Source organism: Streptomyces gilvus (assembly GCF_022513565.1).
GTDB lineage: Bacteria > Actinomycetota > Actinomycetes > Streptomycetales > Streptomycetaceae > Streptomyces > Streptomyces gilvus.
This window is the reverse complement of sequence record NZ_JAKWBE010000034.1, coordinates 54,513-77,291: the sequence shown is the minus strand read 5'-3', so window position 1 is coordinate 77,291 and position 22,779 is coordinate 54,513. Positions and strand designations below refer to the sequence as shown.

The 22,779-nt window shown below is 70.3% G+C and carries 19 protein-coding genes, 2 tRNA genes and 1 riboswitch; of the genes, 12 read left to right on the top strand and 9 right to left on the bottom strand.

Annotated elements, in window-relative coordinates; genetic code table 11:
* Positions 1 to 677: 677 nt before the first annotated feature.
* The 4 genes from MKW14_RS35200 to MKW14_RS35185 all read left to right on the top strand — a co-directional run bounded on the left by MKW14_RS35200 (position 678) and on the right by MKW14_RS35185 (position 5,647).
* The gene (locus MKW14_RS35200; protein WP_240870013.1) at positions 678 to 2,102 is read left to right on the top strand and encodes an NsdA family TPR-like regulatory protein; all 1,425 of its coding nucleotides are present in this window, start codon (positions 678 to 680) and stop codon (positions 2,100 to 2,102) included.
* A gap of 74 nt (positions 2,103 to 2,176) precedes the next feature.
* Positions 2,177 to 3,397, top strand: coding sequence for an L-2-hydroxyglutarate dehydrogenase (gene lhgD, locus MKW14_RS35195; protein WP_240870011.1), 1,221 nt, complete (start codon positions 2,177 to 2,179; stop codon positions 3,395 to 3,397).
* Between the two features lie 23 nt (positions 3,398 to 3,420).
* Positions 3,421 to 4,269 (top strand): tRNA (guanosine(46)-N7)-methyltransferase TrmB, encoded by an 849-nt coding sequence (gene trmB, locus MKW14_RS35190; RefSeq protein WP_240870009.1) that lies wholly within the window; start codon positions 3,421 to 3,423, stop codon positions 4,267 to 4,269.
* A 49-nt stretch (positions 4,270 to 4,318) separates the two neighbouring features.
* Complete coding sequence (locus tag MKW14_RS35185; protein WP_240870007.1) at positions 4,319 to 5,647, top strand: PrsW family intramembrane metalloprotease; 1,329 nt, start codon at positions 4,319 to 4,321, stop codon at positions 5,645 to 5,647.
* A gap of 439 nt (positions 5,648 to 6,086) precedes the next feature.
* Here the strand turns inward: MKW14_RS35185 and MKW14_RS35180 are convergent, their stop codons facing one another.
* The 4 genes from MKW14_RS35180 to MKW14_RS35165 form a co-directional block, all read right to left on the bottom strand.
* Positions 6,087 to 7,031 (bottom strand): aldo/keto reductase, encoded by a 945-nt coding sequence (locus MKW14_RS35180; RefSeq protein ID WP_240870006.1) that lies wholly within the window; start codon positions 7,029 to 7,031, stop codon positions 6,087 to 6,089.
* Positions 7,032 to 7,128: 97 nt separating this feature from the next.
* On the bottom strand, positions 7,129 to 8,151 hold the full coding sequence (locus MKW14_RS35175; protein ID WP_240870005.1) for a M23 family metallopeptidase: 1,023 nt from the start codon (positions 8,149 to 8,151) through the stop codon (positions 7,129 to 7,131).
* Between the two features lie 12 nt (positions 8,152 to 8,163).
* Positions 8,164 to 8,320, bottom strand: a riboswitch (cyclic di-AMP (ydaO/yuaA leader).
* 245 nt (positions 8,321 to 8,565) lie between these two features.
* A tRNA-Met gene (locus MKW14_RS35170) sits at positions 8,566 to 8,639 on the bottom strand.
* A gap of 114 nt (positions 8,640 to 8,753) precedes the next feature.
* On the bottom strand, positions 8,754 to 9,884 hold the full coding sequence (locus tag MKW14_RS35165; RefSeq protein ID WP_240870004.1) for a dihydrofolate reductase family protein: 1,131 nt from the start codon (positions 9,882 to 9,884) through the stop codon (positions 8,754 to 8,756).
* A 96-nt stretch (positions 9,885 to 9,980) separates the two neighbouring features.
* Between MKW14_RS35165 and MKW14_RS35160 the strand changes: the two genes are divergently transcribed.
* Both MKW14_RS35160 and MKW14_RS35155 read left to right on the top strand, forming a co-directional pair.
* The gene (locus MKW14_RS35160; RefSeq protein WP_240870003.1) at positions 9,981 to 10,493 is read left to right on the top strand and encodes a MarR family winged helix-turn-helix transcriptional regulator; all 513 of its coding nucleotides are present in this window, start codon (positions 9,981 to 9,983) and stop codon (positions 10,491 to 10,493) included.
* Between the two features lie 138 nt (positions 10,494 to 10,631).
* Positions 10,632 to 11,273 (top strand): GTP cyclohydrolase II, encoded by a 642-nt coding sequence (locus MKW14_RS35155; protein ID WP_240870002.1) that lies wholly within the window; start codon positions 10,632 to 10,634, stop codon positions 11,271 to 11,273.
* A gap of 42 nt (positions 11,274 to 11,315) precedes the next feature.
* Here the strand turns inward: MKW14_RS35155 and MKW14_RS35150 are convergent, their stop codons facing one another.
* Positions 11,316 to 12,470, bottom strand: a complete 1,155-nt coding sequence (locus MKW14_RS35150; protein ID WP_240870001.1) for a sensor histidine kinase — start codon at positions 12,468 to 12,470, stop codon at positions 11,316 to 11,318.
* A 619-nt stretch (positions 12,471 to 13,089) separates the two neighbouring features.
* Between MKW14_RS35150 and MKW14_RS35140 the strand changes: the two genes are divergently transcribed.
* The 6 genes from MKW14_RS35140 (at position 13,090) to MKW14_RS35115 (ending at position 17,671) form a co-directional block, all read left to right on the top strand.
* Entirely contained in the window at positions 13,090 to 14,196 is a 1,107-nt protein-coding gene (locus MKW14_RS35140) for an acyltransferase family protein (RefSeq protein ID WP_308314669.1), read from the top strand.
* A gap of 222 nt (positions 14,197 to 14,418) precedes the next feature.
* Complete coding sequence (locus MKW14_RS35135; protein ID WP_240869999.1) at positions 14,419 to 15,081, top strand: hypothetical protein; 663 nt, start codon at positions 14,419 to 14,421, stop codon at positions 15,079 to 15,081.
* Positions 15,082 to 15,231: 150 nt separating this feature from the next.
* Complete coding sequence (locus tag MKW14_RS35130; RefSeq protein ID WP_240869998.1) at positions 15,232 to 15,417, top strand: hypothetical protein; 186 nt, start codon at positions 15,232 to 15,234, stop codon at positions 15,415 to 15,417.
* A 689-nt stretch (positions 15,418 to 16,106) separates the two neighbouring features.
* Positions 16,107 to 16,403, top strand: coding sequence for a hypothetical protein (locus MKW14_RS35125; protein WP_240869997.1), 297 nt, complete (start codon positions 16,107 to 16,109; stop codon positions 16,401 to 16,403).
* A gap of 102 nt (positions 16,404 to 16,505) precedes the next feature.
* Entirely contained in the window at positions 16,506 to 17,162 is a 657-nt protein-coding gene (locus MKW14_RS35120) for a hypothetical protein (RefSeq protein ID WP_240869996.1), read from the top strand.
* Between the two features lie 59 nt (positions 17,163 to 17,221).
* The gene (locus tag MKW14_RS35115; protein WP_240869995.1) at positions 17,222 to 17,671 is read left to right on the top strand and encodes a DUF6907 domain-containing protein; all 450 of its coding nucleotides are present in this window, start codon (positions 17,222 to 17,224) and stop codon (positions 17,669 to 17,671) included.
* 129 nt (positions 17,672 to 17,800) lie between these two features.
* On the opposite strand, the gene MKW14_RS35110 is transcribed toward MKW14_RS35115, so the two are convergent.
* The 4 genes from MKW14_RS35110 to MKW14_RS35095 all read right to left on the bottom strand — a co-directional run bounded on the left by MKW14_RS35110 (position 17,801) and on the right by MKW14_RS35095 (position 22,685).
* Positions 17,801 to 17,873, bottom strand: a tRNA-Lys gene (locus MKW14_RS35110).
* A 98-nt stretch (positions 17,874 to 17,971) separates the two neighbouring features.
* Entirely contained in the window at positions 17,972 to 19,531 is a 1,560-nt protein-coding gene (locus tag MKW14_RS35105) for an amino acid permease (protein WP_240869994.1), read from the bottom strand.
* A gap of 57 nt (positions 19,532 to 19,588) precedes the next feature.
* A complete protein-coding gene (locus MKW14_RS35100; protein WP_374116639.1) occupies positions 19,589 to 19,981 on the bottom strand; it encodes an FG-GAP repeat domain-containing protein in 393 nt (130 codons plus the stop codon).
* Complete coding sequence (locus MKW14_RS35095; protein WP_240869990.1) at positions 19,920 to 22,685, bottom strand: VCBS repeat-containing protein; 2,766 nt, start codon at positions 22,683 to 22,685, stop codon at positions 19,920 to 19,922. Before MKW14_RS35095 ends, MKW14_RS35100 begins: the two co-directional genes overlap by 62 nt.
* Positions 22,686 to 22,779: the final 94 nt, after the last annotated feature.

Sequence of the window (22,779 nt, the reverse complement as noted above, 5' to 3'; positions counted from 1 at the left end):
GGACAACCAGTGCACCGCACGAACCGGTTCACCATGCTGCCATGAAGAAGGCGTGCTGGAGGGGCCGTGGAGCCGCTTAGGACCCCCGGAACGCGCCGGGGCGCTCACCCTTGCGGGGAGATCCCGAAGCCGTCAACACCTCTGCGGAAGAAGGCGTCTGCGACGCGAATGCGCCCCCGAAACGCTCCCTGAAAACGCCGTTCGCGCCCTCAAGTGCCGTGGTGGGAGCCGTAATCCGGGAAGGAACACGGGGTCGATTTTCGGCCAAATCCGGGGCGCGGAGACAGGTGTGCACACGCTCCGTACATGCTCTGCGCACCGCCATGTCAGGTGCGCAGCCCGGGAGGTGGGATTCACCTCCCGGACCGGTCCGCCGCCCGCGGGGATGTAGGCGGCGGTGTCCCCCAGCCCACTGGATCCAGTACAGCGGGCCGACCCACGCAGCATCCATGGAAGCGCTCCCCCGGTGGCCGGAGAAGAGCGCACGGACGGGCGCACGGCCACACGGCGGTAGCACGACGCAACTGCGCGTATCGGACCCGCACTTCAGTACGGACCACAATCCCGCCATCCGGAACAATGCCCCTTAACGCTTGGGATGCGGCGAACTACGCTGGGTTTACGAATGCCGCGTGGTTATGCCAACGCGGCAGCCGTCTGTGTCGAGGGGTGGCGCAATGTCCAGGGAGCAACGCGGGCCGAACGAAAAGCTCGGCGCCGTTCTCGCCCTCGCGGGAATCAGCAACGCAGGCCTCGCCCGTCGCGTCAACGACCTTGGCGCCCAGCGGGGACTGACTCTTCGCTACGACAAGACCTCGGTGGCGCGCTGGGTGTCGAAGGGCATGGTGCCGCAGGGCGCCGCGCCGCACCTCATCGCCGCCGCGATCGGCCAGAAGCTCGGCCGCCCGGTGCCGCTCCACGAGATCGGCCTGGCGGACGCGGATCCCGCACCCGAAGTGGGCCTCGCCTTCCCTAGGGACGTGGGACAGGCGGTGCGCTCGGCGACGGAGCTGTACCGTCTCGACCTCGCCGGGCGCCGGGCCGGCTCCGGTGGCATCTGGCAGTCGCTGGCCGGATCGTTCGCAGTAAGCGCGTACGCGACGCCCGCCTCACGGTGGCTGATAACCCCGGCCGACTCGTCGGTGGCGCGCGAGGCGAACCCCGCGGAGGGCTCGGGCGCACCGCTCAAAGTCGGCCACAGCGATGTGCAGAAGCTGCGGGAGGCCGCCGAGGACGCCAGGCGCTGGGACTCCAAGTACGGAGGCGGCGACTGGCGTTCGTCGATGGTGCCGGAGTGTTTACGGGTGGAGGCGGCGCCGCTGCTGCTGGGCTCGTACTCGGACGAGGTCGGGCGCGCCCTGTTCGGGGCGAGCGCCGAGCTGACCCGGCTCGCCGGGTGGATGGCCTTCGACACCGGGCAGCAGGAGGCCGCGCAGCGGTACTACATCCAGGCGCTGCGGCTCGCACGCGCGGCGGCCGACGTGCCGCTCGGCGGCTATGTGCTGGCGTCGATGTCACTGCAGGCCACCTACCGGGGCTTCGGCGACGAGGGCGTCGATCTCGCGCAGGCCGCCCTGGAGCGCAACCGGGGACTGGCCACCGCCCGCACCATGAGCTTCTTCCGGCTGGTCGAGGCACGCGCGCACGCACGCGCGGGTGACGCGCAGGCCGCCGGGGCGGCGCTCAAGGCCGCCGAGGGCTGGCTGGAGCGGTCCCGGGAGGGCGACAACGACCCGTCCTGGCTCGGCTTCTACTCCTACGACCGGTTCGCCGCGGACGCCGCCGAGTGCTACCGGGACCTGAAGGCGCCCCGGCAGGTGCGGCGCTTCACCGAGCAGGCTCTCTCCCAGCCGACGGAGGAGTTCGTACGGTCGCACGGGCTGCGGCTGGTCGTCTCGGCGGTCGCCGAGCTGGAGTCGGGCAACCTCGACGCGGCCTGCGAGCAGGGCGTACGGGCGGTGGAGGTCGCGGGACGCATCTCCTCGGCCCGCACCACCGAGTACGTCAAGGACCTCCTGCACCGTCTGGAGCCGTACGGGGACGAGCCGCGGGTGGTGGAGCTGCGGGAGCGGGCGCGGCCGCTGCTGATGGCACCCGCATAAACGGCACCCGCACAAAGCGACGCGAGGCAGTTTGAACACGATGTCAGTGGCGCAGTGCACTATCGGAGGCGGAGGTGGTGCAGGTGCGGCATGAGATCGCTTACGACTGCGACGTGCTGGTGGTCGGCGGTGGCATCGTCGGGTTGTCGACGGCGTACGCGATCACGCGTGCCGCCCCGGGCACCCGGGTGACGGTGCTGGAGAAGGAGGCCGGGCCCGCCCGGCACCAGACGGGGCGCAACAGCGGGGTGATCCACAGCGGGGTCTACTACCGCCCCGGCTCGCTCAAGGCCCGGTACGCCGTGCGGGGCGCGGCCGAGATGGTGAAGTTCTGCGCCGAGTACGGCATCGCGCACGCCGTCACCGGAAAGCTGATCGTCGCCACCGAGCGTGAGGAGCTCCCCCGTCTGCACGCCCTGGTGCAGCGCGGCCGGGAGAACGGGATTCCGGTGCGAGAGCTGGGCGGCTCCCAGATCGGGGAGTACGAACCGGAGGTGCGGGGCCTGGCCGCGATACACGTCGGGACGACCGGGATCTGCGACTTCGTGGGCGTGGCCCGCCAGCTTGCGGAGGCCTCCGGCGCGGAGATCCGCTACGGGGCGCGGGTGGAGCGGGTCGACCGGCGCCCGGAGCGCGGGGTCGCCGTCCGCACGGCCGCCGGGGACGTCGTCCGCGCGCGCGTGATGGTGAACTGCGCCGGGCTGTACTGCGACGAGGTGGCCCGGCTGACCGGGGACGATCCCGAGATGCGGATCGTGCCGTTCCGCGGGGAGTACTACTCGCTGGCGCGGCCCGAGCTGGTGCGCGGCCTGGTGTACCCGGTGCCGGACCCGGCGTTCCCGTTCCTCGGCGTGCACCTCACGCGCGGGATCGACGGCGGCGTGCACGTCGGACCGAACGCGGTGCCCGCGCTGGCCCGGGAGGGGTACGGCTGGGGCGTCGTACGACCGCGCGAGGTGGCCGGCACACTCGCGTGGCCCGGGTCCTGGCACATGGCTCGGCAGCACTGGCGCTACGGCGCCGGGGAGCTGCGCCGGTCGGTGTCCAAGCACGCGTTCACGACGGCGGTGCGCAGGATGCTGCCGGCGGTGAACGCGGACGACCTCGTCCCGACCGCCGCCGGTGTGCGGGCGCAGGCGGTGCTGCGGGACGGTTCGCTGGCGGACGACTTCCTGATCAAGGAGGGCGCGCGGACCGTGCACGTGCTGAACGCGCCCTCGCCCGCGGCCACCGCCTCCCTGCCGATCGGGCGGGAGGTGGCGCGGAGGGCACTGGCGATGCTGGGCTCGGTGTGAGCCGCCGTAAAATCGACCTCACTGTGTCTGACTCCCACACCACCCCCGACCGCGCCGGCAGCGGCGAGCACACCTCGCACGCGCCCGGTGTCTCCATCCGGCACACCCGGGCGAAGGGCGAGCCGCGGTTCCCCGACGGGCCGAAGGCCGATCCGGCCGGGTCCCACTTCGAACGGCGGATCCGCAGCTTCCAGCCGCGGCGCAGCCGGGTGACCGCGGGCCAGGCGGACGCCCTGCAGCGGCTGTGGCCCAAGTGGGGGCTGGACATCGACGGGCAGCGCACCCTCGACCTGACGGAGCTGTTCGGCAACGCCAACCGGGTGGTGCTGGAGATCGGGTTCGGCATGGGCGAGGCGACCGCGCAGATGGCCGCCGCGGCCCCGGAGACCAACATCCTCGCCGTGGACGTGCACACCCCCGGCCAGGGCAACCTCCTCAACCTCGCCGACCAGGGCGGTCTGTCGAACGTCCGTGTGGCCAACGGGGACGCCATCATCCTGCTGCGCGAGATGCTGACTCCGGACTCCCTCGACGGGCTGCGCGTCTACTTCCCCGACCCCTGGCCCAAGAAGCGGCACCACAAGCGGCGGCTGATCCAGCCGGAGTTCCTCGACCTCGCCGCCGCCAGGATCAGACCGGGCGGGATCGTGCACTGTGCGACGGACTGGGAGCCGTACGCCGAACAGATGCTCGAAGTGCTGACGGCGCATCCGGAGTTCGAGAACACCGCGCCCGACGGCGGTTTCGCGCCGCGTCCCGACTTCCGTCCCCTCACCCGTTTCGAGGGCCAGGGGCTGGACAAGGGACATGTCGTGAACGACCTGCTCTTCCGTCGCGTACCCCATCACGACCAGCCCCCCACCGGCGCCTGAGGCCCTCGGCCTCCTGCGGGCGGCGCCCTCCCTCGTTAGGGTCAATGCCGTGGCCACCAGTTCCCCGTATCCGACACACCCGCCGCAACCGCCGTACCCCGGCGCTCCCGCGGGCGGGTCGATCCGGCACGCGCACTGGTGGCAGCGGCGCTCGGTGCGCTACGGCGCGCTCAGCGCCCTGCTGGCGTTGTCCGGGCTGGTCATCCTCGCGCTGGTGCGCCAACAGACCGGGACGGAGGGCTTCCTGGTCGGGCTCGGCCTCGCCGTCCTGCCCGTACCGCTGCTCATAGCCGCCTTCCGCTGGCTCGACCGGGTCGCCCCCGGCCCCTGGCGCAACCTGCTCTTCTCCTTCGCCTGGGGCGCCTGCGCGGCCGCGTTGATAGCGATCGTCGCCAACAGTTTCGCCACGCGATGGATAGCGACGGCGACGGCGGATCCCTCCAGCGCCGACACCCTGGGCGCCACCGTCATAGCGCCCATAGTCGAGGAGTCCGCCAAGGCGGCGGCCGTCCTGCTCGTGTTCCTGTTCCGCAGACGGGACTTCACGGGGATCGTCGACGGGGTGGTCATAGCGGGGGTCACCGCCACCGGCTTCGCGTTCACCGAGAACATCCTCTATCTGGGCACCGCCTTCGGCACCGACCAACTGACCGGTGACCGGGGCATCGCCTCCGTGACGGCGGCGACCTTCTTCGTCCGCATCGTCATGTCGCCCTTCGCGCACCCCCTGTTCACCGTGCTCACCGGGATCGGCTTCGGCATCGCCGCGGCGGCGGCCGACCGGCAGCACGTACGGCGGGTGCTGGTCCCCCTGTGCGGGCTGCTGCTCGCGATGGGCATGCACGCCATCTGGAACGGCTCGTCCACCTTCGGCCAGTACGGGTTCTTCGGGGTGTACGCGGCCTTCATGGTGCCGGCGTTCGGACTGCTGACCTGGCTGGTGATCTGGACCCGGCAGCGGGAACTGCGGACCGTGCGCGAGGAGCTGCCCGCGTACGCGGCCGCGGGGTGGCTGACGCCGGCCGAGCCGTACGCGCTGGGGTCGATGCGGGCGCGGCGGATCGCCCGCGACTACGCGGGGCACCACTTCGGCAAGGCGGGTGCGCGGGCGGTCACGCAGTACGAGGCGTACGCCACCTCGCTCGCGTTCCTACGGCACCGGGGGCGCCGTGGGCGGGCCGGGGTCGATTTCGTCGTACGGGAACGGGAGTTGCTGGCCGAGCTGTGGCGCCTGCGGGACGTCGCCCGGCCGGCCCTGGACCACGCGGCCCGGGCAACGGCCCCACCGGTCCCGGTGACGGCCCCACCCTGGCCCCTGCACGGCACGTACGGCCACCCGGCGGCCCCGTATCCCGCGTACAACCCGTACCAGTCGTAGGACTCACGGCACCCTGGCCACCGCCGACCCCCGCCACTGTGGCTGAGCGCCGTGGTGGCCCGTACCAGTCGTAGGACTCACGGCACCCTGGCCACCGCCGACCCCCGCCACTGTGGCTGAGCGCCGTGGTGGCGGACGGAAAGGGCTGACGGAGGGCGGCGGCCGCGGCAAGCGGGGGCCAACCAAGGACCGACGAAGAGTGGCAGCCGCGCCCTCGCCCGCGCGGCGAGCGGGGCCAGCGAAGGACCGGGCCGACGCAGCGGACGGCCGAGAGCCGATCAGGCGGAGGCCTCGACCAGGTGGGGCCCCTGGCCAGGGCAAAGGCCCGCGTCAGGCAGAGACCTTCGCCAGAGCCCCACCTCGGTGCCCGGCCGGCTACAGATGCCCCGGCCAGCCCGTGAGGCCGAGGCCTCCATCAAGCCGATGACCTCAACGTTCGTCAGGCCGAAGCCTCCGTCAAGCGGCTCAGCTCGGTTTCCGTCAGGGTCAGGTCGGCCACTCCCAGGAGGGCCGGGAGCTGGTCCGGCGTGCGGGCCGAGGCGATGGGGGCCACCACCGTGGGCTGGGCCGCGAGCCAGGCCAGGGCGATCGTGGGGATCGGGGCGTCGTGGGCCTCGGCGATCTCGTCCAGGGCCTTGAGGACCCGCCGGCCGCGCTCCGTCTCCAGGTGCTTGGCGGCGCCGCCCGCGCGAGGGCTGTCGACCGTCGTACCGGGGCGGTACTTGCCGGTGAGGAAGCCGGCCGCCAGGGCGTAGTACGGGACGGCGGCGAGGCCGTAGCGCGCGGCGAGATCCTGCAGCGGGCCCTCGTAGGTGTCGCGGGAGACCAGGTTGTAGTGCGGCTGCAGCGCCACGTACTTGGCGAGGCCCTCCCGGTCGGAGAACTCCAGGGACGCGGCGAGCCGTTCGGCGGAGATGTTGGACGCACCGATCGCCCGCACCTTGCCCGCCGTCACCAGCTCGTCGAGCGCCCCGATGATCTCCTCGACGGGAATCTCCGGCTTGTCGAAGTGCGTGTAGTAGAGGTCGATGTAGTCCGTGTCGAGGCGACGCAGCGACGCGTCGGCGGCGGCCTTGATGTTGACGGCCGACAGCCCCTGGTACTCGGGGTGCTGGCTCACCTTGGTCGCGATGACGACGTCGGACCGGTTGCCGCGCGCCTTCACCCACTTGCCGATGATCGTCTCGGACTCGCCGCCCTGGTGGCCGGGAACCCAGGCGGAATAGCCGTCGGCGGTGTCGACGAAGTTGCCGCCCGCGGCCGCGTACGCGTCGAGCACGGCGAAGGACGTGGCCTCGTCGGCGGTCCAGCCGAAGACGTTGCCGCCGAGGGAGAGCGGGAAGACCTCGAGGCCGGAGGAGCCGAGTTTGCGCAGAGAAGTCATGTGTCGTGTCAACGCCCGCCCCGAGGGCCCCTCTTCCGGAACGGCCGCAAACATCCCGTAAACAATCGGAGGCGGCCGTTCCGGGGCGGAGTCGCTGTCAGGGGTTGAGGCCCTTGCTGCGCAGCCAGGTCATCGGGTCGATGCCGGTGGCCTGCCCGTTCGGGTGGACCTCGAGGTGCAGGTGCGGGCCGGTCACGTTGCCCGTGGCGCCGATCCGGCCGATGACGTCACCGGTGGCGACCTTCTGGCCGACGCTGACGCTGATCGAGGACTGGTGGCAGAACCACAGCTCGGTGCCGTCGTCGAGGGTGAGGATCGTGCGGTAGCCGTACGACCCCGCCCAGCCGGCCTCCGTGATGGTGCCGGAGTGGATGGCCTTGATGAGCGTGCCCGTCGGCGCGGCGAAGTCCAGGCCCGTGTGGTACCCGGAGGACCACATGGAGCCGGCCTGACCGAAGGTGCCGGTGATGGTGTAGGAGACGACCGGCAGCTTGTACTGCTTGGCGAGTTCGGCGAGCTTGGCGTCCGCGGCCGCCTTCTCGGCCGCAGCCTCCGCCTTCTCCTTGGCGGCCCGCGCCTTGGCCACCGCGTCCTTCTCCGCCTTGGCGGCGGCCTGGTCGATCTGCTTGGCGAGGGCCGCCTCGGTGGCCGACTGGGCCTTGCTGTCGATCTGGACCTGCTGCGACTCGGCCTGCGCCATGATGCGGTCGCGCAGCGCCTCACCGGCGTCCCTGGCACCCTGCTCGGTGTCCTCGGTGCTCACCCCGACGGCGCTGAGCGCGGTCGCGGAGCCCTTGGGGGCGTCGGAGCCACCGTCGAACACATGGGCGACGGAGGCCAGGTCGGGCAGGGAGATGGACACCGGTGGCTTGCCGGTGTTGGCGCTGGCCATGCCGCCCGCGCCGACGGCGGCTATGACACCGACACCGAGAACCGTGGAGCTGCGGGCGAGTCCCCCGCCGCGCTGCCTGGAGACACGGTGCCGGCCGCGTACCGGGTGGATGGACTCCTCGGTGGGGTTCCACTCCTCCCACTGGCCCTCGTCGTCGCTGGGGCCGAAGCCGAAGGGCCGGGTGCCCGGCACGAACGGGGCTGCCGGGGCAGGCGGGTTGGACGCCACGTGGGCGTGCTCCTTTCCTTCCTTCTCGCCTACCGGGTTAGCTGACGGGTTCGGAGCAGGAAGGTCTCCTACGCGCGTAAACCTGCCGTGGGTCCACGGCGGTTTCCGCGCGATTCACCCCAGGGTGGTGGTTCCCCGGTTCCCTCGCGGGATTCGGCGCGTGCGCACGGAGCCGCCTCTTGTGACGGCTGGGACGACCGCGCTGCGTTATCGAACGTTAATAGACCCGGGGTGGGGTTTCCAAGCAGTTCGGCTTGATCATTAAACGTTTTTGGCGCGGACGTACGGGCCATGACCGGTGAAAACCGGGCGAGTTGGCCTTGTCTCAGGTTCTTCACAGGGAGTGACGGGCAGGCAAACGGGAAACACCGAGGGCCGGAATCCAGTGACTGGACTCCGGCCCTCGGCCTTCAGTAGCGGGGACAGGATTTGAACCTGCGACCTCTGGGTTATGAGCCCAGCGAGCTACCGAGCTGCTCCACCCCGCGTCGTTGTGAGACCAGCATACGCCATCCGCGGGACGCCCAGCACCACGGTTTCCGTCCGCCCCGCGTCCGCCCCCGCGCCAGCCCCCACCTCCGGCCCCGCTTCACCTGCGTTTTTCAGCCCGGCAGATGAGCGTTAGGCGCCTTCGCCCGCTCCTCGTACTCGGGCAGTACGACCACCTCGACGCCCCGCGACGCCAGCAGACCGCTGCCGTCGGCGGCCTCCACGAAGGTGTCCGGCTCCCGCCATGCCGTGACCACCCGCCGTACCCCCGCCTCCAGGATCAGCCGGGCGCACGGCTTGGGACGGGACGCGCGGTGGGCGCAGGGCTCCAGGCTGCTGTAGACCGTCGCGGTCGCGAGCCCCGGGTCGGCCGGGTCGAGCTTGGCCAGGGCCGCCTCCTCCGCGTGGACCACGGGATCGCCCGCCTCGCGGGAGTGACCGCGGGCCAGCTCCGTTCCGTCGGCGGCGACGACCACCGCGCCCACGCTGAAGGCCGTCCGCGAGGGCGGACACTGGGCCGCCAGGTCGCAGGCGAGGCGGAGCCAGTGGCGGTCGGCGGCGGAGGCCAGCGGGCCGGTGCCGGGGGCGGTGGGCTCGTAGCGCATGAGGACCACGTCCTCGATCCGCCGGCTCTCCACCAGCCTGAGCCGTCCGCCCTGGTAGCCGCCCGGGCCGAAGAGGCGGGGCGCGTCGGGGTCGCCCACGAACAGGGGTGCGAGCACCAGCTGGAGCTCGTCGGCGAGCCCCAGCTGGAGCAGCTGGGTGTGGATGCGGCCGCCGCCCTCGACCATGAGCCGCCGCACGCCCCGGACGTCGTGCAGATGGTCCAGCAGCCGGCGCCAGTCGAGGTCGGGGCCGAGGGGGACGACGTCGGCGGCGATCCCGAGCGCGCGGGCCCGTTCGCCGCCCTTGTCGGTCGTGTAGACGACCTTGTCGCCGCCCGTGTGCCAGAACCGCGCCGCCGGATCCAGCTCGCCCGAGCCGCTGACGGTGACCTTGAGCGGGTACTCGGGCCGGCCCGAGGCGACGCGGGCGGCGCGGCGCTCGGGCGCGTTGACCAGCAGCCGCGGATTGTCGGCGCGGATCGTGCCGGCGCCGACCAGGATGGCGTCGACGGAGGCCCGTACCTCGTCGACGCGGTCGAAGTCGGCCGGGGACGACAGCAGCAGGCGCTCGGGGCCGGTGTCGTCGAGGTAGCCGTCGAGGGAGACGGCGGCGGACAGCAGGACGTACGGGTGGGGCATCGACGCGCTCCCCGGCTCGTGGTGGACGGGACACTCGGCACAAAGTGCTGAGCGGCTGCTCTTGGTTCAAGTTTGAAACAAACCTACACTGGTGGCATGACGACTCGCTGGCTCACCCCGAAGGAGCAGCGCGCCTGGCGCGCGTACATCGCGGCGACGTTCCTCGTCGAGGACGCGATCGACCGGCAGCTCCAGCAGGACGCCGGCATGCCCCACCTGTACTACTCCATCCTGGCCAGCCTCTCCGACGCCCCGGAGCGGCAGCTGCGCATGACGGACCTCGCGGAGCGGACGAAGATCACCCGCAGCCGGCTGACCTACGCCGTGGGCCGGCTGGAGAAGGACGGGCTGGTACGGCGCGAGAACTGCCGCTGGGACAAACGGGGCAGCATCGCCGTCCTGACGGACGAGGGCATGGAGGTCCTGGAGCGCACCGCCCCGGGACACGTCGAGACCGTACGGTCCCTGCTGTTCGACCATCTCACCGAGGAGCAGGTCGGGCAGCTGGAGGAGATCTGCGGGGGGCTCGTCCGGCGGCTCCAGGAGGACGAGCGCCCCACGACCGACGAGGTGCCCTGGCGCCGCCGGTCGTCGCCGTCCTGCTCGTGACCGGTACGTGACCGGTACGTGAAGCGCTCCGTAAATCGGTTGCTTCAAATTTAAAGCATGAGGTAGGGTCGCCGACCGTGAACCTGTTTCAAAACTGAAGCAGGGGCCGGCAGACCTCGGACGACCCCGGAGACCCGCATGCCCGACTTCCCCGCCGCCACCGAGCGCGCCCGTGTCCGGGTGCCGCTGCGCTTCGCCGACGGCTACAGCGTCGACGCCGAACTGGTGACCTTCCACGGCCTGACCGACGGCCAGGAGCACGTGGCCGTCGTCCTCGGCAGCCCGGCCCCGGGCACGGTCCCGCTGGTCCGGCTGCACTCCGAGTGCCTGACCGGCGACGTCTTCGGCTCCGCCCGCTGCGACTGCGGCCCGCAGCTGCGCGAGGCGGTCGAGCGGATAGCCGACCGCGGCGGGGTCCTGCTCTACCTGCGCCAGGAGGGCCGGGGCATCGGCCTCTACAACAAGCTCGACGCCTACGCCCTGCAGGACCAGGGCCTCGACACCTACGAGGCGAACGCGGCCCTGGGCCTGCCCGAGGACGCCCGCGACTACACGGCCGCCGCGCAGATGCTGCGGGCCCTGGGCGTCGAGGAGCTGGACCTGCTGTCCAACAACCCCGACAAGGCCGAGCAGCTGCGGGGTCTGGACATCGCCGTGCGCGACCGCGTCCCCACGGGGGTGTTCACCACCGCGCACAACGTCCGCTACCTGCGCGCGAAGGTCCTGCAGACGCAGCACACGCTGCCGCTGGGCCAGCTGACGGAGCTCACGGCCGGCTGATTCCGACGGCGTCCGTCACCACACGCATCTCGGAGGCGTCCCTCACCACACGCACGGCAGCATGACGTCGATCACGGTCGGCCCGCCGACGGGGCTGGAGACCTCCATGGTCCCGTCCAGGGCGGCCACCCGCCGCCGCATCCCGACCAGCCCGGAACCGCCCGTCTCGTCGGCGCCCCCGTGCCCCTCGTCGGCGACCCGCACCCGCAGCCCGCGCCTGACCCGCTCCAGCCGGACCGAGGCCCGCGCGGAGCCGCTGTACTTGGCCGCGTTGGTCAGCGCCTCGGCGACCACGAAGTAGGCGGCCGCCTCCACGGCCGCGGGCGCCCGCACCCCGTCCTCCTCCAGCCCGGCCACCTCCACGCTCGCCTCCAGCCCGCTCCCGGCCGCCAGCGCCCGCACCGCACCCACCAGCCCGCGGTCCGTCAGGATCGGCGGATGGATGCCGCGCACGACGTGCCGCAGCTCGGTCAGCGCCTTCTCGGCCTGCGCCTGGGCCTCGTCGAGGAGTCTGCGGGCGGTGGCGGGGTCGCTGTCGTAGGCGCGTTTGGCGAGCCCGATGCGCATGGACAGGGCGACCAGGTTGGCCTGGGCGCCGTCGTGCAGATCGCGTTCGATACGGCGCAGCTCGGCGCCGTGCGCGGCGATGGCGTCGGCGCGGGTCGCCGCCAACTCCTCCACCCGCGCCGCGAGTTGGGCCTTCGGGGACGGTTTGAGCAGGGCGGTGGACCAGTCGGCCTCCAGGTCGGCGATCCGCACGATCAGCGGGAGCACGAGGGGCGTACGGCGCAGCAGCCCGCTCCACACGCCGTCGACGACCAGTCCGAGGGGCCACAGCGGGAGAGCGAGGGCGAGGAGGGCGCCGTAGAAGTAATCGGCGACCATCCAGCGCAGGTCGGTGAACGTGCCGGGGTCCCGGACGGACGTACGGATGCGCTCCCGGACGGTCCCCGTGATCGGCTGGTACGCCTCCGGGATCCCCTGCCCGGTCCAGGCGGCCGTCATGGCCCGCTTGGCGCCGGCGATCCGCCGGATGACGAGCACCGTCTCGGGCAGCAGCCAGGCGCCGACCACCGCGAGCGTCCCGACCGCGGTGATGAGCAGCACCGTGATGAAGATCCACAGCCCGAACGCCATCGCCGCGGCCAGCACGAGATGCAGGGTGGCCCGCGCCGCCTGCCGCACCGTTCTGCCCATGGGGCAACGGTAAGCGGGTGGGGGGCGAGGGCGCGGTGTAGCGGGCTACACCATGTAGGCGGCGGACGAGAGACCGCCTCTGCGACCTCCGGCACGGGATGCCTCGGGCACGGTGTCCCGCTCGGAGTCCTCGTCGGGGACGGCGTAGGCACCCGCTTCGAACCCTCCGGCCAGACCAACGACCCCGGCCTCCGTCAGGCCGCCTCGCTGATCGACTACGTCGGCCGCCGCCTCGCCCTCGACCACCTCCCACCGGTACTGGGGAACCAGCGGCGCGGCTGATTCCGTACGCCTCCCTCCGGGCCCCGCCAACTCCCGCGGGCCGCGTTGAACCCCTCGACCGCAGGCGACGTACGAGTCACCGTGGGTGCGTGGGTCAAGGACGCCACCCACCGTCAGGGGCCCGAAGAGAGGCGGAACGATTTCAGTGGGACCGAGCCAGGCCGCAGAAGAACTCGCGCCCGCCGTCCAAACACGGGAAGCGTCCCCCGTCCAGCCGCGGGAAGCGTCCCCCGTCCAGCCGCGGGAAGCGTCTCCCGTCCAGCCGCGGGAAGCGTCTCCCGCGTCGCCCGCCCCTCCCGACCAGCCACGGCAAGCGGCCGCCCGCGCTGCCCCGCACATCCCCGGCCTCGACGGCCTGCGCGGCATGGCGGCGCTGTACGTAGTCCTCTTCCACTGCTGGCTGCTGACCTTCCCCGGCTTCCCCGCCAACTCGGGCCCCGCCTGGACCGGTTGGATGATGTACGGCCGCCTGGCCGTCGTCTTCTTCCTCGTCCTGTCCGGCTTCTCGCTGGCCCTCTCCCCCGCACGCAAGGGCTGGCAGCTCGGCGGCACGGCCCGCTTCCTGCGCCGCCGCGCCTGGCGCATCCTCCCGCCGTACTGGGCGGCCCTCGCGTTCAGCGTCCTGATCGCCCGGTACGTCGTCCCCGCGTCGCACTTCGGCCCGCCGACCCGATCCTCGCTCCTCGTGTACGGCCTCCTGGGCCAGGACATGTTCTCGGCCCCGACCCCCAACGGAGCGTTCTGGTCGATCGCGGTGGAGGCGGAGCTCTACCTCGTCTTCCCGGCCCTGCTTTTCATCCGCCGCCGCTGGGGCGCGGTACTCCTGGTCTCGGCGGTGACTCTCCCGGTGATCGCCCGCGGCCTCTTGGCCCCGCACGCGAACCCGGCGGAAGGCCTGAACTGGCTGACCCCGGACCTGGCCCCGGTCTTCGTCGCCGGCGTCGTCACGGCGGGCATCGTCACCGCGTCCGAGCGGATCCGCGGCCTGCCCTGGCACTGGCTCTCCGCCCTGGCCGCGCTCCCGCCCCTGGCCCTCATCGTCACCAAGGGCTCGGTCTGGACGATGCACCACTCCTACTGGATGAACCTGGCGGTGGTCCCGGCGATGGCCCTGCTCCTGGCCGCCCTCACCACGGGCCGCCCCACCCCACTCCTCCGCCTCCTCGCCACCCGCCCGATCCGCGCACTCGGCGACTTCTCCTACAGCCTCTACCTGATCCACCTCCCGATCGTGATGATCGTGATCCGAAAACTCGCCCCCCACGTCGTCCCCCCGGGCGTCCCCACCTTCCTCCTCACCCTCGCCCTGAGCGTCCCCCTCTCCCTCCTGACGGCCTGGCTCTTCGCCCGCTACTTCGAAAACCCCTTCAAGAGGACACGCTCGTGGAGGGCGATGCTGGGGGCGGGCGCGCGGAAGGGCCGTGCGGTGGAGGGGACTTCATAGTCAACCCTTTGCAGTGGCCAACCCGGCTGAGCACACAGTTGTCGCAACGTCACGGGATGGCACCAATGGCGGGCACAGCGCTGCCAGTTGTCAGCCCGATGCCCAGATTTCCCACCATTTACCCAGGCGGGTTGCCATCGTTCGCCTTGGTGTCTTCGGCGCCCTCCCGGCTACCGTATTCGCTGCTTTCTCAAACATCACACGCCCCATCAGGAGCCCGCCGTGACCCGCCGTTCCCGCCTGATCACGACAGCCACCGCCGGAGTGACGGCCGCCCTGCTCGTCGCCGGCTGCGGCGGAGGTGACGGAGACAGCTCCACGTCGAATGACAAGATCGCGGGCGCCGACACGGGGGCGCCGACTTCGGCTTCGCCCAGTGCGTCGACTTCGGCTTCGTCCGACGGCCGCCCCAAGATCACGCTGCCGTCGGATGTGAAGCTGACCTTCGACGGCGGTCAGACCGGTGACCCGGTCAAGGACGCGGTGCTCGCGGACGGCGCGGAGAGGGTGCGGGCGGAGGACGCCGCCATCGCCGGGACCGATCCCAAGGGCGAAGGTCTCGCCTACTACAACACGGGCAAAGCCCTTGAGGCCACGCTGTCCTGGGTTGCTCAGTTCAAGAAGGCGAACGTCACGATCACGGGTGAAGTCCGGTACTACAACCGCAAAGTGACGCTCCAGAGCAAGACATCGGCCATCCTCACGTTCTGCGGCGACGAGAGCAAGGGCTTCAGCAAGGACAAGAAGACCAACAAGGTCAACAAGACTCCCGTCACCAAGAACAGTTACGTCTCGTACAACACGAGGCTCGACAAGAACTCCGCCGGCGTCTGGCAGACGTCTCAGATCATTTCCGTCAGGGGGGCAGCCCAGTGCCAGCCGTAGCCAGAGGAACGGCCTACGCCTTCTTCGTCGGCGTTCTGTTGTGGACCTCTGGGCCGGTGGCTTGGGCCGACGTCACTCCTGGAGGGGGCTCGGGCACGAACACCCAGGTGACGGGGGATCAGGAGGGCGGTTCTCAGCAAGCTTGAGTACTTGACGCAGGACGAACGGGGAGGCGGTGACAGCAACCGCTCCGGCAGCAACCAGTTCACCACTCTTCGCTCCTGCCGGGACATCCCTGGTGGAACGCGCCAACTGTACGTCTGCCACATCCAGTTCGAGGAGAGAGCGACGCAGTTGGCTGCCCAGGCTGAGGAGTTCGTCGTCATCGGTGTCTGAAAGCCCGATCAACTCCAGCCGTACGGTCTTTACTCATTCCCCACGCCCCGCGATCTCTGCTTTGTGTCCAGAGCACCTTACTGGCAGTGACCACGCAGCGGTGGAGTTCCCAGCGAATCACTCCTGTGCATATGGCTTCGCTCTGGCGGCCAAGCCTCTCGGCCGTTGACCAGTTGGGGACGTCGACTCGGCCCGAGCACGGGCATCACCGGCACCAGCATGTGCACCTTGCCATCCGGATGCGCCCGGCCGGAGGTCATCAAGACCGCGCGGGAAGCGAACTTGCTAGTCGAGTGCGCCATAGGCGCGGCCGACGCCCTCACGCGCCGCACCAACGGGATCACCATCCGCGCCCCGCTGGGTCAGCGAGAACGGACAGGAGCATCAGCATGCCCTCTCAGCTCTGTTCATCGTGCAATCGGTGACCGCGCCATGGCTGACGGAGCGCACCTTCGAGCGCGGACGCGACGCCACCAACCTGCAGTCGCTGCTTCGGGCTCGGCTACGAGGGCTACCTCGCCCGTTTTCATCGGCACCGAGACCAACACCCGACACGAAAGTACGCGCCGGCGGGGCGTCTGGCACATCGAGACCGACAAGCAGGTCGCGCAGGCACGTCACTGTCCACTCATCGGTCGCGGGTAGAGAAGAATACGAGTATCTTTTGGTACCCGAGGGAGGATGTAGGCATGGGAACCACAGAGGCAGCCCGGAGCAGGACAACCCGGACAACGGCACCGTTGAAGGTCGATGCGGCCATAGACGAGCTGATCGCGGACGGCGCCCACTTTCTCGGAATGACGAAGAAGGACCTGGTCGCGGAGGCCGTCCGAACCTACTTGGAGATCCGCCGTGAGGAGGTTCGGGCCAGCATGCTGGAGAAGATGCGCAAGCTTGACGGATCCGTCGAGTCGAGCGTCTCGCTGCTCACCGGACTGTCGCCGGAGCGGATCAAGGAGCTCGGCGGAGTAGGTAAGGACGACTGATCAGTGCAGCCCGCTCGCCCCACCCTCCGCGCGCTCCGCGAGGACCTGAAACTCCCGCTCCCGTCAGCCCGGGAGCCGCTCGATGAACTGGATCATCCGATCTTGGCCAAGGCCCGGGAACGCTTCGCCGAAAGCGAGTCGGGGCAGGAGCGGATCCGCTCGATCGATGATGAGGTGCTCTTCAAAGTCAAGGTCCAGCGCTGGCGCGGAGCGGTCTGGACGGACGAGGACCTACCCTGGCTCATCGCCGCCGGCCAACGCGAGGACGGGTCGCCAGACGACTTCTACTCAGCCCTGGAGATGTCCGCGATGGCGGCACGAGCCCGCTACAACGCCGACAAACGTCAGCCCCTGAGCACCAAAACGTACGTGGGGCATCTCCTCCCTGACCAAAACGACCGTGACCGCTACCAACTCGAAGCCGGTACGCGGCTTGTCCGCCATCTCGCTGCGGCTGTCCGGGAGCTGGCTCGTGGATCACTGCACGACGGGCATGAGCACGCCGCCGACTTTCCCACCTTCCGCCTCGGCATCCTCGTACGCGCCGACGACGGCCATGAGACCTATGTCGCCGTGCGCATCACCGGCTCCATCCCGGAAGATCTCATCGCGGTCATCCTGCGCCATGTCCCCGGCTGCGATCCCACCGTCTGGTACCCCGAGTACGCCCTCCCCAGCCGCCCCCTTCTTCCCGCCGAGCAAGCCTGGTCGACCCTCATGGATCCGAAGGCCGCGGCTGAGCTCCTGAACGAGGAATGAGCAGGGATCCTCACCCCTCCGCCTCAGGGCCAACGGCTATCGGACCAAGGAACCCGCTCATGCTGGATCACGACAACTCGTCCCGGACGGTGACTGTCCCTACATGCGACCACGGGCCTGTCGCCGTCTGGGAACCCGACTGGTGCACGGGAAGCGAGGAAGAGCATCAGCCCGGCGGCTACCGCGTCGACATCACTCACGCGAGCCCTGACTACGAATTCACCACCTCAACGAGCCGAGGCACAGCGGTGATCCTGCGTGCGTGCTTCGAACAACGCCCCTTCACCGAGCTCCCACCCGTTAACGTCCCCTTCGTGAACGTCGAAATGGATGGCGACTGGCATCCGCATGGTTCCGACGACCTGCGCCACCTCTCGGACACTCTCGCGGCTCATGCGGATCGGCTTCGAGCACTCGCCGACCGCCTCGACGGTCTCACCAATGCCTTCGATGCCACACAGGGGAGCACGCCTACGGCAGCGAACCCTGAAGAAGGAAGCGGTGACTGAACAAGCCACGCTGTCTGTCGGCACATCCGCTCACGCAGATGTCCTCCCCACATGGCACGACCCCGACCGGAAGAACCGGTCGGGGCCACAAAACCGCTGGTCAGGGCCACATAGTGGCCTCGCCCTCGGTAGGCCCTGTGGGACTCGAACCCACAACCAATGGATTAAAAGTCCACTGCTCTGCCAATTGAGCTAAGGGCCCCGGCGATGTTGCCTCCACGAGCATAGCCGGACGTGGCCGTGTCTCCGATCGGGTATCGGTGACACGGCCGCGTCGGGCGGGTGGACATGCCGGGAGTGTTACGGATCAACCTTTTCGGGGGCCGCCGAGCGGGCCGCCTCGCGGGCCCGGGTGCGGGCGTGCTCGGGGTTGAGGAACCAGTGCCGGGCCGAGGCCCCCCACCACGCCGCCGCGAAGCCGAGGACGACCAGGACGGCGACCGGGGCGTAGTTGAAGGTCTCCCAGTTGACCGGCGAGACCTGGGGGAGCATGAAGAGGATCGTGATGACGACGACCCAGATCACCGAGATCACGCCGATCGGCTGCGACCAGCGCCCCAGATGCCACGGCCCCCGCTCGAACGCCTCGCCCTTGCGCACCCTGAGCAGCGTCGGCACGACGTACGCGATGTAGAGGCCGATCACGGCGATCGACGTCACCGCCGCGTACGCCGTGACGTTGATCAGGTACGGCAGACCGAGGAGCAGGGCGCCGAACGCCGCCAGCCACACCGCCGCCACAGGGGTGCGGGTGCGCGGGCTGACGGTGTGCCAGACGCGGGAGAAGGGGAGCGCGCCGTCGCGCGAGAAGGCGTAGATCATCCGGCTGTTGGCGGTCACGGACGCCATCCCGCAGAACAGCTGGGCGCCGATCACGACCAGCAGCAGGAGCTTGCCGGCCGTCGCGCCGAGCGCGTCCAGGAGGATCTGGGCCGGCGGCGCGCCCGTCGGGGACGCGAGCTCCTTGTCGTAGGACTGGATGGCGAAGGTGAAGCCGAGGAGGAGGACGAATCCGGCGATCCAGGAGGTCCAGATCGAGCGGACGATGCCCTTCGGGCCCGCCGTCGACGCGTCGTGGGTCTCCTCGGTCATGTGGGCCGAGGCGTCGTAGCCGGTGAAGGTGTACTGGGCCATCAGCAGGCCCAGCAGCACCACGTAGACCCCACTGCCCCAGCCCGTGTTGTTCACGAACTTCGTGAACACGAAGGACGCCGACTGGTGGTGGTCCGGTACGAAGGCCAGCGCGCCGACGATCACGCCGACGCCCAGCACGTGCCACCACACGCTGATGTCGTTGAGCAGCGCGACGATCTTCACGCCGAAGGTGTTCAGCAGGCCGTGCAGGATCAGGATGGCCGCGAACAGCAGGACCGTGCGGCCCGGAGTGACCTTGAAGTCGAACTGCAGGTTCAGATAGGCGCCCAGGAAGGACGCGGCACCGAAGTCGATGCCGGCCGTCACCGCCACCTGCCCCAGCACGTTGAACCAGCCCGTGAACCACGCCCAGGCGGCCGCCGAGCGGGGCGGCGCGAGCCGGTGGGCCCAGAAGTAGAGGCCGGCTGACGTCGGGTAGGCCGAACAGATCTCGGCCATGGACAACCCGACGAACAGGGTCATCAGACCCACCGCGACCCAGCCCCACGTGATCACCGCGGGGCCGCCCGTGTTCATGCCGAACAGATACAGGGTGAGGCAGCCCGACAGGACCGAGATGATCGTGAAGGAGACCGCGTAGTTGGAGAACGCCGACATGCGGCGGGCCAGGACCTGCGTGTAGCCGAGCTGGGCAAGCCGTTCTTCGTCGGACAGCCCCGAGGGGGGCGGGCCCGACTGCCCGCTCGCTATGGCGTCTTCTGTCATGCCCCCAGCGATTCCCTCGCCGGGGGTGTGACATGCACCACTCGCGTTACGGCATGGCTAAAAAATGCCCTTGTACGCCTTCCAGCCGGAGGCGATCTTCACCCGGGCGCCGAAGGATCCCCTTCCGTCACCGGGATTCCGGTATACGTTCCCCGCCGCGTCCCGCTCCACCAGATCCGCCTTGCCGTCACCGGTGATGTCACCGACGCCGACGATCGCGTTGTACGAGCCGCCCCAGTTCGCGAACAGCTTGGCCCGCGCACCGAACGTGCCGTTGCCCTTGCCGTAGTAGCGGTACAGGGTGTTCGCCCCGTCCTGCGCCAGCAGGTCCCCGATCCCGTCGCCGTTCAGGTCACCGGCGCCGACGACCTTCTTGTAGCCACGCCAGTCACCGGACAGCTTCACCCGCGCGGACAGCTTGCCCGCCGACGTCCCCTTGTAGAGGTACAGGGCCCCGGTCGAGGAGTTCCGCGCGATCAGGTCCGGACCGGCCGTCCTTGGTGACGTCACCGGGCGCTGTCAGCACGTCGTACTGGTTCCAGCCGGACGTTCCCAGTGAGGTGTACGGCGTCGACGGCTTCAGCGCCGCACCGCACCCCGGCCGGTAGGCGCGCAGGGCGCCGCTGCTCAGCCGCACCAGGACGTCGTTGCACCGGTCGCCGCTGAGGTCCCCGAACGGCACCGCCCGGACCGAGGTCGCCCAGCCGCCGCCGCTCACCTTCCCGGAGAACGTGCCCTTGCCGTTGCTCTGCTGGAACGTCAGCGCGCCCGAGGAGTTGAGGGTGAGGAGCTCGCCGAAGCCGTCGTCGCCCACGTGGTCGCGACGGACCGCCGCGCCCTTCACCAGCTTGACCGTGCCGGTCACCGTCAGCGGATCGCCGACACCGTCCGCGGGGCTGACGGCGACGGTCCAGTCGTAGGAGCCGTTCGGCAGGTAGGCGTCCCCGGCGCCCTTGGGGTCGACACCGTTCCAGTCGATGTTCAGCTCACCGCGGGCGGCCGTGCCGTCCCTGCCGTCTCCGTAGACCTTGCCGGTCGCGCGGTTGCGCACGGTGAGGTCCCAACTGGAGGTCGGCTTCGACAGCAGCAGGGTGGTCAGCGTGCCGGAGGTCGTGTCGAACGGGTGCGCCTCGACGGTCCCGGCCCTGGAGACGGGTGCGAGCAGCCGCAGCGGCTGCTGCGGCACACCGGACGGTACGAGGTGCACCTGCTCGCGCTCGTCCACGTAGGCCGCGTTCGCGCCGGACTCGTCGACGGTCCAGCGCACGTCCCGCTGCGAGGTCCCGGTGTCGGGCAGGTCGCCGATGATCCAGCTCGCGGCCGTACCGCCGGCGAACGTCGTCAGGGTCAGCTTGCCGGCCCGCTTGTCGTGCGTGACGACGAAACCGTCACCGAGCTTGGCCTCGTCGGCGGGCACAGCGACGGACTTGCCCGCCGTACGGTCGTACACCCCCGCCTTGCCGTCGCACCTCCAGTAGAGGTAGCGGCCCAGCGCCTGGAGCTCGGTGGGCACGCAGCCGGCGTCCGTGGTGAGGGTCTCGACGGTCCGCTTCGTCGTCAGGTCGTACGCCGTGACCTCACCGGCGTTCGCCCCCGCCGTCCAGAGGATGTGGCCGTCGAGAGCGGCGGCGACCGGGGCGCGGGTGACGTTGGGGCCGGGGCTGTTGCTGAGATCGAGCACGGTCTGCTGGGTCGCGGTCGTGTGGATCACGTACTGGCCGGAGACGTCGGTGATCCGCCCACCGGCGGGGACGCTGTACTGCGAGAAGTCGTACGGCCCCGGCCCGTCGGCCACGATCCGGTCGCTGGTGGCGGAGTCCGTCGTCAGCCAGACCGCCCGGTCGTCAGGCGTACCGAACACGGCACAACCGCCCTGCGCGGGTGGGCAGTAGTAGTACTTCGTGCCGGTGCCGTCGTAGCTGGAACGCGCCCCATAAGTGGGCGTCCCGGTGGCGGCGACGGTCCGCAGGTAGACATCCCGGTTACCGCTGCGACTGTCGTCGGCGACCAGCAACCGCCCCTGCTCCAGGGCGAGCCCCTGGATCTTGTACGGCGGTTTCGGCAGCGCCTTGACCGTGCTCACCACGGGCCTGCCGTCCGCGCCGGAATGGATGCGCTGGAGGCCCCAGTCGTCAGGGCCGGTACGGCCGACGGCGACGGCGTCCCCGTGCGCCGAGGCGGAGACACCGCTGTACGAGTCGGCGAGCAGGGTGATCGGGTCACCGCCCGCGATCGGTACGGCGGTCACCTTGCCGGCACTGAGCGGACGGTGGACGAGCCAGTCGCCCACGACGGAGAGCTCGTCGGCGGGGCTCACACCGTCGGCGCCGTCCAGGGAGACCTCCACGGGCGGTGCCGAGAGGTCGGCGCGGGAGTAGACGTACGCCTTCGAGGCGGAGTCGCCCGCGTAGTGGACCAGGTAGTCGGGCGACAGGACAGCGTAGTTGCCGCCGGACAGCGCCGGGGTCCAGCCCTGCACCTGTCCGGTCTTCGGGTCGACGATCACCGACCGGATGCTGCCGTCGAGCGAGGCACGGAAGACGATGCCGGAGGTGTCGCCGCGCAGCGGCCCACCGATCTGCATGCCCGACGGCAGACCTGAGATCGTCAGGTCCCGGGTGCTTCCGTCTGTTGCCGGACTCAGCAGATGCCTGACCTTGGTGGTGATCCCGTCCGCGCCGGTGACGTTCTCGTAGGCGACGACCGTGCTGCCGTACACACCCGCGTACACCCCGGCGTATCCCGTGGGCACCTGGATCGTGCGGGTCGTGCCGTCGGTCGCGTCGAACAGTTCGACGCGACCGTCCTGGTAGCGGCGGGCCAGGACGTCGCCGCCCGTGCCGTCGGCGACCGCCAGATTGCTGCCGGCTGCCGGAACGTCGACGGACACACCGTCCGAGTAGCGCGTCCACACCAGCCCCGAGTGACCCTCCAGACGGTGGAAGACGCCCTGGGCGCCCGCCCCTTCGCCGCCGTAGGTGGTGTCGGCGTAGGAGACGGTCGCGGTCGTGTAAGAGTTCCGGAACGTCGCCGGCACCACCGTCTCCTGCGCGGTGTCCGCGACGGCGGACGACGGCAGCAGCGGGCTCAGACCGGCCATCAGTACGGCGGTGGCGGCGACCAGGCGCAGGCGTGCGTGGGCATGTCGAGCCAAGGAGACCCTCCCCGAGAAACGAGACGGGTGCGGCACTTCTCCGGCGCATCCTGGGTCGGCCCCCCGGCCGTCCCACCCGTCTCACAAGTCCTCT

Coding starts and splice junctions, on each gene's coding strand:
- MKW14_RS35200 (WP_240870013.1), top strand. CDS start 678: ATGTCCAGGGAGCAACGCGGGCCGAACGAAAAGCTCGGCGCCGTTCTC.
- MKW14_RS35180 (WP_240870006.1), bottom strand. CDS start 7,031: ATGACTTCTCTGCGCAAACTCGGCTCCTCCGGCCTCGAGGTCTTCCCG.
- MKW14_RS35165 (WP_240870004.1), bottom strand. CDS start 9,884: ATGCCCCACCCGTACGTCCTGCTGTCCGCCGCCGTCTCCCTCGACGGC.
- MKW14_RS35160 (WP_240870003.1), top strand. CDS start 9,981: ATGACGACTCGCTGGCTCACCCCGAAGGAGCAGCGCGCCTGGCGCGCG.
- MKW14_RS35155 (WP_240870002.1), top strand. CDS start 10,632: ATGCCCGACTTCCCCGCCGCCACCGAGCGCGCCCGTGTCCGGGTGCCG.
- MKW14_RS35150 (WP_240870001.1), bottom strand. CDS start 12,470: ATGGGCAGAACGGTGCGGCAGGCGGCGCGGGCCACCCTGCATCTCGTG.
- MKW14_RS35125 (WP_240869997.1), top strand. CDS start 16,107: ATGGGAACCACAGAGGCAGCCCGGAGCAGGACAACCCGGACAACGGCA.
- MKW14_RS35115 (WP_240869995.1), top strand. CDS start 17,222: ATGCTGGATCACGACAACTCGTCCCGGACGGTGACTGTCCCTACATGC.
- MKW14_RS35105 (WP_240869994.1), bottom strand. CDS start 19,531: ATGACAGAAGACGCCATAGCGAGCGGGCAGTCGGGCCCGCCCCCCTCG.